General features: G+C 43.1%; 20 protein-coding genes. 14 read left to right on the top strand and 6 right to left on the bottom strand.

The annotated features are described in order from the left end of the window. Positions 1–173 precede the first annotated feature (173 nt). The 6 genes from LC065_RS06225 (at position 174) to trhO (ending at position 4,548) form a co-directional block, all read left to right on the top strand. The gene (locus tag LC065_RS06225) at positions 174–1,361 is read left to right on the top strand and encodes an MFS transporter (RefSeq protein WP_226593023.1); all 1,188 of its coding nucleotides are present in this window, start codon (positions 174–176) and stop codon (positions 1,359–1,361) included. 59 nt (positions 1,362–1,420) lie between these two features. Beyond that, positions 1,421–1,969, top strand: a complete 549-nt coding sequence (locus tag LC065_RS06220) for a cysteine hydrolase family protein (RefSeq protein ID WP_226593027.1) — start codon at positions 1,421–1,423, stop codon at positions 1,967–1,969. Between the two features lie 188 nt (positions 1,970–2,157). Further along, positions 2,158–2,904 carry an MFS transporter gene (locus LC065_RS06215; protein WP_306163817.1) on the top strand — a complete coding sequence of 249 codons (747 nt, stop codon included), beginning with the start codon at positions 2,158–2,160 and terminating at the stop codon, positions 2,902–2,904. Further along, entirely contained in the window at positions 2,870–3,103 is a 234-nt protein-coding gene (locus LC065_RS06210) for a hypothetical protein (RefSeq protein WP_306163816.1), read from the top strand. Before LC065_RS06215 ends, LC065_RS06210 begins: the two co-directional genes overlap by 35 nt. After that, complete coding sequence (locus LC065_RS06205; protein ID WP_306163815.1) at positions 3,060–3,521, top strand: MFS transporter; 462 nt, start codon at positions 3,060–3,062, stop codon at positions 3,519–3,521. Before LC065_RS06210 ends, LC065_RS06205 begins: the two co-directional genes overlap by 44 nt. An 85-nt stretch (positions 3,522–3,606) precedes the next feature. Continuing rightward, positions 3,607–4,548 carry an oxygen-dependent tRNA uridine(34) hydroxylase TrhO gene (trhO, locus tag LC065_RS06200; protein WP_226593031.1) on the top strand — a complete coding sequence of 314 codons (942 nt, stop codon included), beginning with the start codon at positions 3,607–3,609 and terminating at the stop codon, positions 4,546–4,548. Between the two features lie 264 nt (positions 4,549–4,812). Here the strand turns inward: trhO and thiD are convergent, their stop codons facing one another. Then, entirely contained in the window at positions 4,813–5,514 is a 702-nt protein-coding gene (thiD, locus tag LC065_RS06195) for a bifunctional hydroxymethylpyrimidine kinase/phosphomethylpyrimidine kinase (protein ID WP_371933410.1), read from the bottom strand. A 209-nt stretch (positions 5,515–5,723) separates the two neighbouring features. On the opposite strand from thiD, the gene LC065_RS06190 reads away from it, so the two are divergent. From LC065_RS06190 to LC065_RS06175, 4 genes are all read left to right on the top strand, one after another. Further along, a complete protein-coding gene (locus LC065_RS06190) occupies positions 5,724–6,035 on the top strand; it encodes an MGMT family protein (RefSeq protein WP_226593034.1) in 312 nt (103 codons plus the stop codon). Between the two features lie 43 nt (positions 6,036–6,078). Then, positions 6,079–7,017 (top strand): PD-(D/E)XK nuclease family protein, encoded by a 939-nt coding sequence (locus LC065_RS06185; protein WP_226593036.1) that lies wholly within the window; start codon positions 6,079–6,081, stop codon positions 7,015–7,017. Between the two features lie 84 nt (positions 7,018–7,101). Continuing rightward, positions 7,102–7,737 (top strand): SDR family oxidoreductase, encoded by a 636-nt coding sequence (locus LC065_RS06180; protein ID WP_226593038.1) that lies wholly within the window; start codon positions 7,102–7,104, stop codon positions 7,735–7,737. Positions 7,738–7,888: 151 nt separating this feature from the next. After that, positions 7,889–9,163: a tetratricopeptide repeat protein gene (locus LC065_RS06175; RefSeq protein WP_226593039.1), complete on the top strand. Its 1,275-nt coding sequence runs from the start codon at positions 7,889–7,891 to the stop codon at positions 9,161–9,163. 31 nt (positions 9,164–9,194) lie between these two features. Here LC065_RS06175 and LC065_RS06170 read toward each other — a convergent pair whose 3' ends face one another. Beyond that, a complete protein-coding gene (locus LC065_RS06170; protein WP_226593041.1) occupies positions 9,195–10,070 on the bottom strand; it encodes a 5'-3' exonuclease in 876 nt (291 codons plus the stop codon). A gap of 195 nt (positions 10,071–10,265) precedes the next feature. On the opposite strand from LC065_RS06170, the gene adh reads away from it, so the two are divergent. Together adh and LC065_RS06160 are read left to right on the top strand one after the other, a co-directional pair. After that, complete coding sequence (gene adh / locus LC065_RS06165) at positions 10,266–11,786, top strand: aldehyde dehydrogenase (protein ID WP_306163814.1); 1,521 nt, start codon at positions 10,266–10,268, stop codon at positions 11,784–11,786. Positions 11,787–11,836: 50 nt separating this feature from the next. Next, positions 11,837–12,205 (top strand): DUF779 domain-containing protein, encoded by a 369-nt coding sequence (locus LC065_RS06160; protein ID WP_226593045.1) that lies wholly within the window; start codon positions 11,837–11,839, stop codon positions 12,203–12,205. 109 nt (positions 12,206–12,314) lie between these two features. On the opposite strand, the gene LC065_RS06155 is transcribed toward LC065_RS06160, so the two are convergent. Next, the gene (locus tag LC065_RS06155; protein WP_226593047.1) at positions 12,315–12,650 is read right to left on the bottom strand and encodes a GNAT family N-acetyltransferase; all 336 of its coding nucleotides are present in this window, start codon (positions 12,648–12,650) and stop codon (positions 12,315–12,317) included. Between the two features lie 51 nt (positions 12,651–12,701). Next, entirely contained in the window at positions 12,702–13,049 is a 348-nt protein-coding gene (locus LC065_RS06150; protein WP_226593048.1) for a hypothetical protein, read from the bottom strand. A gap of 101 nt (positions 13,050–13,150) precedes the next feature. Between LC065_RS06150 and LC065_RS06145 the strand changes: the two genes are divergently transcribed. Further along, complete coding sequence (locus LC065_RS06145) at positions 13,151–14,158, top strand: NADP-dependent oxidoreductase (RefSeq protein WP_226593050.1); 1,008 nt, start codon at positions 13,151–13,153, stop codon at positions 14,156–14,158. A gap of 68 nt (positions 14,159–14,226) precedes the next feature. On the opposite strand, the gene LC065_RS06140 is transcribed toward LC065_RS06145, so the two are convergent. Then, positions 14,227–15,051, bottom strand: coding sequence for an STAS domain-containing protein (locus LC065_RS06140; RefSeq protein ID WP_226593052.1), 825 nt, complete (start codon positions 15,049–15,051; stop codon positions 14,227–14,229). Positions 15,052–15,162: 111 nt separating this feature from the next. Between LC065_RS06140 and LC065_RS06135 the strand changes: the two genes are divergently transcribed. Continuing rightward, the gene (locus LC065_RS06135) at positions 15,163–15,324 is read left to right on the top strand and encodes a hypothetical protein (RefSeq protein ID WP_167506204.1); all 162 of its coding nucleotides are present in this window, start codon (positions 15,163–15,165) and stop codon (positions 15,322–15,324) included. A 715-nt stretch (positions 15,325–16,039) separates the two neighbouring features. On the opposite strand, the gene LC065_RS06130 is transcribed toward LC065_RS06135, so the two are convergent. Beyond that, a complete protein-coding gene (locus LC065_RS06130; RefSeq protein ID WP_226593054.1) occupies positions 16,040–16,411 on the bottom strand; it encodes a thiol-disulfide oxidoreductase DCC family protein in 372 nt (123 codons plus the stop codon). Positions 16,412–16,429: the final 18 nt, after the last annotated feature.

Here is a 16,429-nt window from a genome sequence, read left to right as displayed (position 1 = left end):
GAATTCCCTTCCTTACTAATAAAAAACTTATAATTGTTAAAAATTGCTGGAACCGAGTCATTCATGGTTCCCCTTTATATAGAAGTGTGTTATATATTTAGGGTGTCGAAATAATAGGAAGAAGGGATATTATCCTTACTAACAAATCTCAGGCGAAACGAAACCTGTGGATCATGTGGACTGCCAATTTCTTTATAGCCGGCAGTATTACAATGGTCCTGCCGTTTTTATCTTTATATATAGAAGAACTCGGAAATTACACAGATGCTTATGTCCAAACCTGGTCTGGATGGATATTCGGTATCACATTCGTGTCTGCTTTTCTATGTTCGCCAATTTGGGGGAAGATTGGCGATAAATATGGAAGAAAGAATATTTTGATCATCTCCGCTACAGGTCTTGCGGCCTCCGTATTTCTTATGGGGTTCGTTTCATCCGTTTGGCAGCTCTTTCTTCTACGTTTGTTCATGGGAGTCTTCACGGGATTTATTCCCATGTCACAAGCTTTGATTTCTACCCAGACGCCTAAAAATATCGCCGGTCAAGTTCTAGGTTCTTTGCAGACGGGGAGTATTACCGGAAGTTTAATGGGGCCAATGCTCGGAGGTTGGATTGCAGATTCGATTGGTTATGCGACCACTTTTCAATATGTATCCATTACAGTTGCCCTATCTGCTCTCATCGTTTTCTTTGGCATTCATGAACAGCGAATAAAAAAAGAAGGAGACCATGAGAAAACAAGTTATCAATCCAGAGAAGTGCTGGCGCACATTTTCAAGCACCCTGTCCTATTAATGGTCATGATTGTTTCTTTATTTGTGCAAATCGCCCACTTCAGTATTCAACCGATTCTTTCATTATTCGTCGGTGATTTACATGGCCCTGAAAACTTAGCTTTGTTCTCAGGAATCGCTTTTTCAGCTGCAGGGCTTGGGAACTTAATGATGGCCAAACAATGGGGAAAAATCGCCGATCGGATCGGATATGTAAAAATCCTCGTCTTCCTTTTGTTCATGGCAGGAATCGTTTACCTCCCTGCAGCTTTCGTAACGAACATTTGGCAGCTGGTTGTCCTTCGCTTTTTGTTAGGTGTATCCATTGGCGGCATTATTCCTGTCCGGACCGCTTACATCCGCCAAGAGGCTCCAGTCGCTATGCAGGGTGAGGTATTAGGTTACAACACAAGCATCCGTTTCCTTGGGAATATCATCGGTCCGTCCATGGGCGGAATGATTGCAGGGGTTTATGGCTTTTCTATGGTATTTTTCGTTACAAGTACCCTGCTTGTTATCTCTGGGGCGCTACTATTCATAGCTATGAATAGAAGTGTGACCTCCGCGAAGCATATTCCCGGATATTAAGTGCACTTTTACATTCCACGTCTGTTAAGATAAGTGTAAAGACACTAGGAGTGGATAGAATGAAACGCGCTTTAATCATCATCGATTATACGAACGACTTTGTAGAAAGTGATGGAGCATTGACCTGCGGACCACCCGCTCAAGCTCTTGAAAAGTACATTCATGATGTAACGGAGACATTTATGAATGAGGAAGACCTTGTCGTGTTCGGGATAGACGTTCACGAAGAAGGTGACCCTTACCATCCGGAGACAGACCTTTTCCCTCCTCATAACATTCGAGGAACAAAAGGACGGGAGTTGTACGGATCACTAAAAAAAATCTATGAAGAAAATAAGCAAAAGCGGAACACCCTTTACATGGATAAAAGCCGTTATAGTGCTTTCGCAGGGACAGACTTGGACGTGAAGCTGAGAGAACGCGGAATCACAGATATCCACCTTGTCGGAGTCTGTACAGATATCTGTGTACTCCATACAGCTATCGATGCTTATAATCTCAGCTACAACATTCATGTACACAAGGATGGCGTTGCAAGCTTTAATGAAGCTGGCCACACCTGGGCTTTATCACATTTCGAGTCCACTCTGGGTGCAAAAATCTTATAAAACCAAAGGCTCTGGCTGGGTGTCCCACCTTAAGAAATTAAAAAATTCCAACTATTCCCTGGACCATAAATAAACTCCCGTTGCTGCCGTCAACGGGAGTTTTTACGCTTGTCATTTTTCTCTCTAGGAAACTTGTGGTATAGTATTTCGAGTGTCTAATGAAATAATAGAAAGGAAGAAGAGACGATATGCCACTGACCTCTCGTCCTTCCCATGAACATTTTCGTACAGTATTCATTTTAGCAGCTACGATTTTAATTGTTGTGATGAACACAACGATGTTCAACATCGCGTTACCGAATATATTAAAAGATTTCTCGCTCATGCCTTCAGAAGGCGCATGGATCGTTTCGGGGTATTCGATTGTGTTAGCGATTTTCACGATTACCTTTACACGCTTGTCTGACTATATGCCGATTCGGACATTATTAACGATAGGGATCTGTATTTTCAGCCTTTCCTCCATCATCGGATTTTTCGCGGAGAGTTATGTCTGGTTGTTGATCGCTCGGTTATGCCAGGCGGCAGGAGCGGCAGCGATCCCAGGTTTATCCATGGTCTTCGCCGGAAGGTACATCCCTATGACTAGACGAGGAAGCGCCTATGCATTGATTGCCTCTGCGACATCCTTGGGTTTTGGCCTTGGTCCTGTCATCGGCGGTTTAATCACAGACTACCTTGATTGGAACTTCTTGTTCATCGTCACCATCATGGTTTTCCTCGTCATCCCGGTCCTTTACAAGTTTATGCCTGTTGAAAAAGCTGAGAAAGGGCGTTTTGATGTCATAGGGGCGTTGCTGTCCGGAATCACCGCCACCATGTTTTTACTATACATTTCGACATTAACCCCCCTACTACTTGCTGGGTGGGCTCCTGGCTGCCTCTCTCCTTTGGTGGAGAGTGAATCGGACGAAAGCTCCTTTTATCCAGCCTGAACTTGTAAAAAACAGCCATTACCGCCGGATTGTCTTTACAAGCTACATTGGTTTCACTTTACACTTCGCTGTGCTGTTTTTAATGCCGATCATGCTTGAGCAAGTGTATGGGCGTGGGGCAGCCGCCATCGGATTTATTATTTTCCCCTGGGGCTATGCTATCAGCCGCAGCCGCGATTTACGTCGGACGCCTGATTGATGCTTACGGAAACATCAAAATTCTATTTTTATCTCAAGTTTTACTGATGATATCAGCCCTAATCTTCTTTTTCCTCGCTGGAAAAAGTCCGTATATGATTATGATCGCTTATATGTTTACGAGTTTCGGGTTCTCTAGTTTATCTTCAAGTTCGACCAATGAAGTTTCTCGAATACTCCCTAAAGAGCAGATCGGTGCCGGAATCGGTCTCAAACAACAGATGCAATTCATCGGAAGTGCGACAGGTTCTGTTCTTGCCGGTATATTATTAGAGGTTAGTTCACAACCTTATACCGCCGAAAACTTCATCCTGCCGTTCAGTTCACTGATCGTATTAATGGCGGCTTCCACCTTGGTTCTGTGGCTTTATTCATACAAGATCAGACGCATGGAATTTGTTCAAAAAACTGACATTTGAAATCCGGATATAAATCGAATATGATGGAGTATGGACATTTCTGTTATTTAATACTGTATAGATATAAATATAGGAGGAATCACTTATGAGCTCAAAAGATTATCGAGTTCTGCTGTATTATAAGTATGTCGACCTTCCTGACTATGAAGAATATTGCCAAAACCACCTGGAATTCTGTAAAGACCTTGGTTTGAAGGGACGTATCATCGTTTCTCACGAAGGGATTAACGGAACGGTTTCAGGTACCGTTGAACAAGTGGAAGAATATATGAACTTTGTACGTTCTGATGAGCGTTTTGCAAATATCCACTTCAAAATCGATGAGCATGAAGGGCACGCTTTCAAGAAAATGCATTGCCGCGTGAAGCCTGAGCTGGTCAACTGGAGTATTGAAGAAGACGATATCGATCCAAAAACGTTCGGTGGTAAACATTTGAAACCAAAAGAATTCAATGAAATGCTGAAAGATGATGATACCATCGTCATTGACGGCCGTAATGAATATGAATACCGCATCGGTCACTTCCGCAACGCGATTCAACCGGACGTCAACCATTCCCGAGAGTTCCCTGAATGGATTGCCGAAAATGCTGACCAGTGGAAGGATAAGAAAGTCCTTACCTACTGCACAGGCGGAATTCGCTGCGAGAAACTGACAGGGATTCTTAAGAAAAACGGAGTCGAAGATGTCTATCAGCTTGAAGGCGGAATTACCACTTACGGCAAAGACCCAGAAGTCAAAGGTGAGCTCTTCGATGGAAAAATGTATGTATTCGACGAGCGTATCTCTGTTCCAATCAACCAAGTAGAAGAAAAGGTCATCGCAGAGTGCGAACATTGCGGGAAAGCAGAAGATCGTATGATTAACTGCAGTAACCCGGTATGTAACCGTCAATATGTATGCTGTAAAGAATGTGAAGAAGAGCAACATGCCGCATGTACAGCAGATTGTAAAGAACACCCAGAAAACCGCTGGGATGTTGACCGCAAGAAACAAATTGATAAATACGACCGCATCAACGGTTAATTCCCATCCCCTCTCTCACCATTTGTGAAGAGGGGATTTCTTATATCATACATATGCTTCCTATTCTTGAAGACTATTCGAGATATTTTCGGGTTTCGTTTGCCTGGTTGAGCGTCAGGGGTGTGCGGGACAGCTGAGACGACCCCGGAAGGCGTAGCCTGAGGAGGCTCAGCGCCCACCTCATGGAAAGCGAACGGTTTCCCGTAGCCCCGAGACTCACACAAACATCTCGAAACTAACCCTTCAAGCATACTGCCATATGCTTTAATCACTGATCATTCTATGAGCGGCGTGGTAGGTGGAGCCTATGCCGCGGTCGAAGGATAAAGCGTGGCGAATGGCGCTTGTTACGAAGGACTTCGCCCGTCTGACCGCATCTTCGACAGAATATCCATTGGCAAGTTCTGCTGTGATGGCGGCGGAATACGTACACCCTGCCCCGCTCGTATGAATGGTTTCCACTCTTTTGGTTTCAAGCTCGGTAATACTTGAACCGTCATAGAGCATGTCTACCGCTGGGTATCCTTTTAAACCGCCTCCTTTTACAAGCACATACTCCGCTCCAAGATGATAAAGGTCCCTTGCCACAACCTTCATATCTTCAGGAGTCTCAGGAACTTCACATTGAAGCATTCTTGCCGCTTCATGTAAATTTGGAGTGACGACTTTTGCCAGAGGGACAAGTTCTTTTGTCAGAGTTTCAATCGCCTCATCTTTTAATAACTGAGATCCCATCTTTCCAATCATCACAGGATCTATCACTACATTCGTGACTTCAGACGCTTTTATAAGACCAGCCACATTTTTTATAATGTCGTCGGTGAACAGCATGCCCGTTTTAAGGGCATCGACTCCCACATGTTCGAATGAAGCATAGATTTGGGCTTCTATGGCATCGATTGGCTGCGTGAAAATCCCTCGTTCTGTTTGTTTATTATTCGCTACAATGGCAGTAACTGCACTCATGCCGTAAACATTGAATTACTGGAATGTCTTAAGATCTGCTTGAATCCCGGCACTCCCCTGTGCAGCAGAACCGGCGATTGTTAATACTTTTGGTATGCTCATCTTAGTCTTCTCCTCTCTGTCTTCTATAGAGATTGTATCAGTAATAGAGGAAGGCTTCTATTCACACAAACCTGCCATCTTGTAAAATTTAAGTAAGGAGGCCGACTATGAAACCATTCACACAACGCATCATTCAAATCATCCATAGTATTCCAAAAGGTCGTGTCATGTCATACGGACAAATTGCGGCATGCGCTGGAAACCCCCGGGCGGCAAGACAAGTCGCTCGTGCGCTTCACAGTATGAGTGAGAAACATGAGCTCCCGTGGCATCGTGTAGTCAATGCAAAAGGAGAAATTGCTGTGAAGGACCCCTCCAGACAACGTCAACTTTTAGAAATGGAAGGCGTTGTTGTCATTCATGATAAAATATCAATGAGAGAATACCAACACGATACTCCTCTCTGTTTTGAAGAATAGAATTGGAACACTAAATCTATGAAACTAACGAAGGATGTTACTCATGTTTGAAGTGAAACCCTACCCGGAACTATCCTGGTCTCTGTCCAGGCATAAAACGATGCTATCCTGCCTAAGGAAATATGCGTACGATTATTATGTATCCCATAATGGATGGCTCCGTTCGGCTGATACCCTAGCCAAGCAAGCGTACCGTTTGAAAAAAATGACCAACTTGGAAATGCACTTTGGAAGTGTGGTCCACGATTTGATCTATCAAACCATTCAACGCGTATTAAAGAACCAGCCGGTCATGACGGAACAAGATTTCATGGATGAAGTCCGCCACCATTTAAACCGTGGATTCATTGAATCAACGAAGAAAGAGCATTTGTGGATAAACCGACCGAAGCACTATACGATGCTTCACGAAATTTATTACAGTCAGAAAGACACTCTCCCTGAAGCGAAAGTGCGCAAAATAACGGACCGCCTCCAGAAAACGGTCACCAATTTTTACTCCAGTAAAACTTTCACTGATGTACGTAACAAAGAACAAATGAAGTTTATGGAATCGGAAACTTTCCGTTTCCTCAAGACAGACGAAGCGAAGGTTTTTATTGTGATGGATCTTGTGTACAAAGATCTCGATCATGACAAGTGGATTATTGTCGATTGGAAAACGGGAAAAGCATCCGATGAGGACCGGAACCAGCTGGCCCTTTATGCCCTTTATTTACAAAACAAGCACGAAATCGAATCCCTTGATGATATCATCATTCGAAACGAATATTTAGTGGATGGTACACATGTCGAACATCAATTAACAGAACAGGACCTCATCAATGTCCAACACCTATACCAGATTAGTATGGAGCAGATGAAACTCTATTTAGAAGATGCAGGAAATAATGAACCCCTTCCTATCGATCAATTTCCTATGCAGGATGATCCCAGAGTCTGCGCTCGTTGTAACTACCAGGAGCTTTGCTTCCCTTCTTGATGGCAGGTCCGTATGTTTACCCGATTCGGAAACGGGCTAAATAAGTATTGTAATCTTATTTGCCAGAAGGAGTCGTGATTATAAATGAAGGTACTCGTAGCAGGAGCAAACGGACATACAGGACGACTACTTATTCAAAATTTAAAAGCCGATGGTCATGAGCCGTACGGCATGATCCGTAAAGAAGAACAAAAAGCGACGGTTGAAAAATTGGGCGGTACTCCAGTACTTGCTGATCTGACGAAAGACGTCGGTTATGCGGTCAAAGGTATGGACGCTGTCATGTTCGCCGCTGGGTCAGGCTCCAGTACAGGTGCTGAGCAAACAGAAGCCGTAGATCGTGACGGAGCCATTAACCTTGCTAAAGCAACAGAAAACCTAGGTATAAAGAAATTCATTATGTTGAGCGGCATGGGGGCTGGTGATCCAGAACGAGGCCCCGAAGAATTGAAGCACTATCTCGAAATGAAAGGAGAAGCGGATGATTACCTGAAGTCCACAGAACTTGATTACACCATCGTACGACCAGGCGGTTTGACGAACGATGAAGGGACCAGCAAAATACAAGTCGGCGAAACCGTTGAAAGAGGAACAATTCCTCGCGCAGACGTAGCTAAGACAATGATTGCAGCCCTACAGGAACCAAACGCTTACCATAAAACATTTGAGATGATTTCAGGAGATACTCAAATCGAACAAGCACTGAAGACACTATCATGATCAGACTGCTCAACCACATCAAGTGGTTGAGCTTTTTACATATCCCCCTCCCTTACACTCCTATAAAACCCTTAAAAGGAAATTATATACATTGAACATGAAGGTATTTTGCTATAATGTAAGTAATTGGCGCTTTAAAGGAGTAGTGAATATGAAAGGTTCGTTAATTAAACAACACCGCAAATTTAAGAATTTAACACTAGAAGAACTTGCATCAGGAATTTGCTCGGTATCCTATTTGAGTAAAATTGAACACGATACCATTAACGCCAGTGATGAAATTTACCGTCTGTTAGGAGAGCGGTTGAATATCAAGTTGACTGATATAAACCAGGAATTCGACGAATCCATTCATCAGCAACTTCTAGAATGGCATGAAATTATTCAACGTCGAGACCTCCCATTAATGGAAGAGTACTTTCAAAAATGTACAGAAGCACTAGAGTCCAACCAAAATACTGAACTCAATCATTTATATACCATTGTTAAAGCTCGCCACACCATGAAGTTGAATGAAGGACCGCTATCCGATGAAGATTTAAAAGAGATTGATGATTTATATCCATATACGAATGATGAATATAAATTCTTCTACCATAAAACGGTCGGAATTCATTATCTTTTGAAAAACCACCAACTAAAAAATGCCCTTCATCATTTCCACAAAACCGAAGAGCTTTTAAATAAACTCCCATTTACAGACAGTGAAACCTATTTTCATTTAGCTCTGACTTATTCTCAAATAAGAGCATCAGTAGAGTCAAATTTTTACGCTCATACAGCCTTGGAAGGATATATTAAAGATTTTGATTATGAACGAATTGTTGACACCTACATGATCATTGCCCTAAATTATAGAGCTTTAGAGATCTACTCCATCGCAGAAGAGTATTTCTTAAAGTTAAAAAGGATATCCAAATATCATTTGAAGTCCATTGATGAAAGAAGAGTTTACCATAATCTTGGGTATATATATGCTAATCAGGAAAAATATGAAGATGCAATTGATTATTTAGAAAAAGCTTATAATATGACGCTTGAAATGAAAGATGATTATTTTTACGTGAACACCATTTATTCTCTTGCCTCCACTCACTTCTATGCAGGAAATATAGAGAAAGCATGGGTGCTTATTGAGAAAGGTGAAAAAAGCGCAGAGGAATATGACATTACATTCTTTAAGTATAAATTTTTTGTACTTAGAAGCACAGCTTTAGAAAAAACAATGGAAGACTTTTTTATGGACAAGCTGGAAAATGAAATCATTCCGTATTTTAGAGAGAATAATGAATATGGAAGTTACAAGAATTATTGTGAAATGTTAGGTAACCTTTATTATGAGAAGCGAATGTACAAAAAAGCAGCCATGTATTTTAAAGAGGTTAACAATTACCGGAAAACACAAAAAAAAGATTTATTATTATAAAAAGGTCGGAGGTTACACGCCTCCGACCTTTTTACATTCGCACGATATTCTTTTCCCAATTTTTAAATTCAAGTTCATCAAATTTTGCGCCCATCTTTTTATCATCAATATAGAATAGCGCCTCTTCTAACGAACAATCCACATCCGCTTCACAATGGATGGCAGCAAGCTTTCTAGATAGATGCAGCATATCCAGACTGTCTTCAATTTTCGTCCGCTGACCCTTTGTCAGTTCCTCGATATTCTCTAAGATTCCCTCGATGGATCCGTATTTAAGGAGAAGCTTAAGTGCGGTTTTCTCCCCAATTCCTTTCACACCAGGATAGTTGTCACTGGAATCACCCATGAGGGCTTTCAAATCAACCATTTGTTGCGGCGTAATTCCTTTTTCTTCTGTAAAGGTGTCCTCTTGATACTCCGCATAATTGCCATATCCCTTCTTTAATAAGACGACATGCACGTTCGGCTCCAACAATTGAAGAAGGTCCTGGTCCCCTGTTAATAGGAAGACTTGGGAATGTTCACTGTACGCCCGACTCAGCGTTCCCATGCAATCATCCGCTTCATACCCAACTTGACCAACGTTAGGTATATCGAGAGCCTCTACGACTTCTTTGGCTAGATCAAATTGTGGAATCAATTCTTCTGGAGGCGCTCCCCGATTCGCTTTGTAGTCAGGAAAAAGATCATTACGGAACGTCTTACTCCCCATATCCCAACAGCAAATCACGTGGGTAGGCTGGTAGGTTTCTATTGCTGTAAACATGTGTTTCATCATGCCGTAGACCCCATTGGTCGGCACACCTTTACTGTTGATCATATAATAATTGCTCATTGCCGTGGCATAAAACGCACGAAAAAGCAGCGCCATGCCATCAACGAGCATCACTCGATTGGTTGTTGTCATTCTTTAATAACTCCTTTTTCCTATGAATAGTTTCATTATAACAATCTTTGTCCTTTGTTCGTACTAGAAATTTTCACATATTTGTCTGTAAATTGACAATATTCTGTACAAGTGATAATTTAAAAAGTAAGCGCGCCTACTTACATAAAATTTTTTGTAAGCGGTTGCAAAGTAAATCACTAGGAGGATGTTTTTATGGTATATGCTTTTCCTAATACAGAAGGATCTAAAGTTCAGTTCAAGAAACGCTATGACAACTTCATTGGCGGAGAATGGACAGCTCCTGTCAAAGGACAATATTTTGATAATGTCACCCCTGTAACAGGACAAACTTTTTGTCAGGTCGCACGTTCGACGGAGGAAGATATTGAGCTTGCCCTTGATGCTGCACACAAAGCGAAGGATGCTTGGGGGAAAACGTCCGTGGCGGAGCGTTCTTTGGTCCTAAACCGCATTGCAGACCGAATGGAGGAAAACCTCGAGAATTTGGCCATTGCGGAGACGTGGGAGAACGGGAAAGCTGTCCGTGAAACTCTGAATGCTGACCTTCCGCTTGCCGTTGATCACTTCCGTTATTTTGCTTCAGTCATTCGTTCCCAAGAAGGATCCATCGGCGAAATCGATAACGATACGATTGCTTACCATTTCAACGAGCCACTAGGAGTCGTTGGTCAAATCATTCCATGGAACTTCCCACTGTTGATGGCGACGTGGAAAATAGCTCCCGCTCTCGCTGCCGGAAATGCGATTGTTCTGAAGCCTGCAGAACAGACACCGGCATCTATCATGTATCTGCTGGAATTAATAGAAGACTTGCTGCCTGCAGGGGTATTGAATGTCGTCAACGGTTTCGGGTTAGAAGCTGGTAAGCCGTTAGCCCAAAGCCCTCGCATCAGTAAAATCGCTTTTACAGGAGAAACGACAACCGGACGAATGATCATGCAATATGCCTCTCAAAACATCATTCCTGTTACTTTAGAGCTTGGTGGAAAATCACCAAACATCATTTTTGAGGATGTCATGCGTGAAGATGACGATTTACTGGATAAAACAATTGAAGGGATGGTCATGTTTGCTTTGAATCAAGGTGAAGTATGTACATGTCCTTCTCGTGCCCTCATCCAGGAGTCAATCTATGACGAATTTATGGAACGTGCCATCAAACGCGTCAAAGAAATTAAGACAGGAAACCCACTTGACCCTGAAGTAATGATGGGTGCTCAAGCTTCCTCCGAACAACTAGAGAAAATCTTGTCTTACCTTGAGGTCGGTAAGGAAGAAGGGGCCGAGTGCCTGACTGGTGGAGCTCGTAATCAAATGGAAGGCGACTTCAAAGACGGGTACTACGTACAGCCGACAGTATTCAAAGGCGATAACAGTATGAGAATCTTCCATGAAGAAATCTTCGGTCCAGTCCTATCTGTGACGACGTTCAAAGATAAAGAAGAAGCCATGAAGATCGCCAATGACACGCTTTACGGCTTGGGTGCCGGTGTGTGGACACGTGATATGAATACAGCTTACCGTTTCGGCCGCGGAATTGAAGCCGGACGCGTTTGGACCAACTGTTACCACGCCTACCCTGCACATGCAGCTTTCGGCGGATACAAAATGTCCGGGGTTGGCCGGGAGAACCATAAGATGATGCTCAGCCATTATCAACAAACGAAGAATATGCTCGTCAGCTACAGCCCACAGAAGCTTGGATTCTTTTAAAATGGGAATCTAAACTCCTTGATTTTCGGCATATGAAAGGAGCTGAAAAAATGGTGGAACGCGTAAAAGCGACGGACGATGCTCTTGAATTGATTAAAATGCTGAAGGATAAACACGGCCCTCTTCTTTTCCACCAATCGGGCGGGTGCTGTGACGGCAGCTCCCCGATGTGTTACGAAGAAGGCGACCTTATGATCGGCAGTCAAGATGTGTTACTTGGAAAGATCGGTGAAACTCCTTTTTACATCAACAAAAAGCAGTATGATTATTGGAAGCATACCCAACTGATCATTGATGTTGTTGAGGGCCGCGGAGGAATGTTTTCTCTGGAAGGAGTCGAAGGCAAAAGGTTCCTTACACGCTCACGCGCCTTTACGGATGAGGAGTACAAAGAACTGAAAGAAAGTATAGAGTCGTAAAGAAAAACGTCCAGGGGATTCCTGGGCGTTTTCTTATTCCCAACCAAAACCCTTACCTACTCTTTGTATTCGTTATCTATTCCTCAATGAAATAAGCCAGTTTTTTCACTCACTTGGAGTACTTGTATACGCCAACCCTCTCTGTTATCGTACACCCGCACCTCTCGAAAACTTTCAACATCGGGCTATTATGAACACTTGTCGCACCAGTACTATATGAAGCTTTGAAATGATTTCTAAGTAGGTTCAATCCCTCTTTATACAAAGCAGCCGCTTTGTTCTTTCCTCGTTCTTCCGGAACCAAGCCGAAGTAAAAAATCCTTCCTTCTTCCTTTGTACCCGGTTCAATGTGCGGCATGACCACACCTATAGGGGTGCCATTTTCATAAGCGGTCATACAAGTATCCACATAACCCGGACCAAGTTCTTTCTTCACGCTTTTCATTTGTTCCTCCATGTTCAAGGACTGGGGAGCGTTTAGGGACCCTTCCATCGATCAGCGCCACGTCTCTTTAAATGAGACCTCTTCTTCCTTTCTTAGCGATCTGAATTCAAAACATTGTGCTTCTCCGACCATTTCACCTACCTCACCCAAGTCACACCGAAAAAAATAAACCTCATCATGTTGCTTGAATCCAAGACCTTTTATGTAACCTGTAGTCTCTTCTTTGAAGGTGGAGGGAACAAGGATTGTCCGGTTTTCAACTCCATCATACGTTGGATCTTTTACAAATTTGAAAGCCAATGATTGCAGTTCTTCATCTGTGAGATCCCGTGTATCTTCAATGGTTACGAAGTTTTCCCCTTCGACAAATTTCACCTTTTCATAAAGTCTATCCTGCATACTTCCGCCTCCTTTTGTCTAACCTACCTTACATCTTCAAACATATCATTTCCCAATCAAGGATTAGACCCGTTATGATACAAGCAAGGAGAGTGATAAAAATGAACAAAGAAATTCAATTAGTCAAACGTCCAGAAGCCGCTCCTACACATGAACATATTAAAATGGCAGAAACTGAGCGCCCTGTTCCTTCTCAAGGGGAAGTACTGGTCAAACTGCTTTATGTCTCCGTAGATCCTTACATGAGAGGCCGTATGAGCGCCGCTAAATCGTATATTGCTCCCTTCCAACTGAACGAACCTATGGAAGGTGGGGTCGTCGGGGAAGTTGTGGAATCGAAAGCGGATGCTCTACAAGAGGGTGATATTGTCACAGGGATGCTTCCGTGGAAAGAATATGCAGCAGCTCCGGCAGACACGCTCAGAAAAGTAGATCCAAGTCTTGGACCCGTTACTACATCTCTCGGAATCCTTGGTATGCCTGGATTAACTGCATATTTCGGACTGATGGATATCGGGAAGCCAAAAGAAGGCGAAACATTAGTGGTTTCAGGAGCTGCCGGAGCAGTTGGCTCTGCTGTTGTCCAAATCGGTAAAATATCAGGCTGCCATGTGGTCGGTATTGCCGGTTCAGATGAAAAATTAGCGTACTTGAAAAATGAACTCGGCGTTGACGAAGTCATCAACTACAAGTCAGAGAGTGTACCTGAACGTCTAGAAGAAGCTTGTCCAAATGGCGTAGATGTTTATTTTGATAATGTCGGTGGCGATATTTCAGATGCTGTCTATCCATTATTAAACAAATTCGCACGCATCGCCCAGTGTGGAGCCATCGCATCCTACAATGTTCCGAATGATCAAGGGCCGCGGATGCAGATGCACTTGATTAAATCCAGTGCGCTCATTAAAGGGTTCACAGTCGGTGATTATCAGGATCGATTTAAAGAAGGGTTCTCCCACTTAGCTCAATGGCTTCAGGAAGGCCGTTTGAAATATGAAGAAACGATTACAGAAGGGTTTGAAAATATCCCAGATGCATTCTTCGGGTTATTTGAAGGAGCGAACCTTGGTAAACAACTTGTCAAAGTTGCAGAACCCACTCAAAAGTGACGGTCGATAAAAAATCAACCGAAAAAAGGACTGAGAAATGTTATTTCTCAGTCCTTTTCTGTATCCTATTATGAATCACCATGATGTATGTAAATGCCGATCTCTTCTAGAGCCTGATGCAAACCCGCCTTTGTATGGACTTTAGTGAAGTTTACACCCATATCTACAAGAGATTTCGCTGTTTCCGGCCTTAATCCTGTTAGAGTCGCATGAACACCAACAAGTTCAAGAGCATGAACGACCTGATAAATGTAATTAGCAATGACCGTGTCGATCACCGGAACACCAGATACATCAATAAAAAGGTAATCCAATTCAAATTCAGAACTCTTATTTAAGGAGGTTTCCATGATTGACTGAGCACGATTGGTATCCACTTCTCCAATCAATGGCAGCACAGCTACTCCCTTTGTAATCGGTACAACGGGCACAGACAGTTCAGCCATCCGCATTTCTTTTCTTTCCCACTCCATACGAATGTTTCTGGAGTACGTTTGACTGAAGTGTTTCGTAATTTCATCTAATACTTCATTAATGGTTTTGCAGACGTGTACCACCGTGGAAGAAGAAAACTCATCATTGGATAACTCTTCAGAAAATATTCCCCAAATCGCTCGACGAACAAAGTTCATCGTCCGCAGGGATTGATCCAGCTCGACTTCCGCCTCTACCTTCTGCTCTCCTTCGCGATCCGCCCACATTTCAATGTGCTGCATGGAAGAAGCACCATCCCCGATGATCACTTCACCGATATAGGAGAAGAGTTCTTCCCAATTTGCTGTTCGAATGGTAGCTGCCCCGAACTCTTCTGTTTTCAACTCTCGCACCCGATTAGCCAATTGTTCCGAGCATTTCTCAATTTTTTCACCGATATATGTAATTTCTTCTCTCATCTTGGAAACCCCTCAGCTCAAATTATTATCCAATAATAATGTAACACAGAACACTAGATAAAACGAACATCCTCCGGTATGATAAAGGAAGTTTACGCATAGGAGGACATTATGAATAAAGTATCGTTGGTATTGTTCCTTATTTTATGTTTATTGTTTCTTTCGCATGGTCTTTATCAAGGCATCTCGAACGGCCAATGGACATCCCTAACCTTCGCCATTATCGTCATCGCTCTCGGTTCATACAGCATGCTAAGAAAAAAACACAAATAACCCTTCCCCACAACAGCTCCCGATTGTGGAAGACTCAGTTTCGAGATCACCGGGAGTCGTTTTCCAGATTGAGCGTAATGGGGTGGTTGGGAAACTACTCGCTTTCCTGCGGGGATGACGGAGAGCCTCCTCGAGCTAAAGCTCTGCGGGGTCTCTCCAGCCAATCCATTCCCGCGGGAGTCTCGCAGCTTCCCAACCACCCCATTTGAAGTAAGAGAGAAACGAATCCCTCTACCGCGCAGGATTGTCTTCCACGATAACTAAAATTTATGTATAAAGCGCACTACACCAGATTTCAGGCGTAAAATGCTTGCTATGATGACAATTATTTACCCACTTTCCTTAAGTGTGGATGCTGATTATACCTATCATGATTTCGAGAACCTCATATGGCAAAGGGGCGGAGGGAAACGGTGAGACTCCTATGGGACGTGTGGGACAGGTGAGACCCCGGAGCAGCCTGAGGAGGCTCACCGCCCGCCCCATGGAAAGTGTTCAAATGCGGAATCGTCCTGGTAGACACGACTGGCATAAACAGAACAGCAAAGGAATGTGTTTTTCATTCCTTTGCTGTTCTGCTTATGACGCGAGTGTCTGGACGATGGAGCAAGACGAACCTTTTCCCGCAGCCCCTAAACTCACACAAACATATCGAAATCAAGTCTCCCACAATCCTGCCATTTACCATAATAAAAACCCTCGTTGATGAGGGTTTTTATGCGTATCTGGGAAGGTCGTAGCGGCCGAACCATTGGTGTCTGTGATCAGAAAACCAGCGGTATAATGGAGAACCCACCCGGTCGATACCCGGAAAAGAAAGAAGAATGCCGATCACAGTGAATAAAGGCAGAGAAAGCAGAAGTTTACGAATGGTTTCAAAACCTTGTTTCACTTCTCCTTCTTTTGTCAGCATATGAATCTCATCCAGCGTATTCCTGCCTTCCAAGTAAGGGTACTTCCCCATCTCTTCTGTCTCCTGGACAGCTACCCATTTAATTTGATGAAACCAATCGAACGTTCGGAATGTTTTCTTCACATAAAAACAAAACGGACACTGTGCGTCATAAAAAACGATATGTTTTTTCATTAAACGAAGCACTCCTTT

The organism is Halobacillus litoralis (genome assembly GCF_020524085.2).
In the GTDB taxonomy this organism is placed as follows: Bacteria; Bacillota; Bacilli; order Bacillales; family Halobacillaceae; genus Halobacillus; species Halobacillus litoralis_E.
This window is presented reverse-complemented; position numbering and strand designations above follow the sequence as displayed.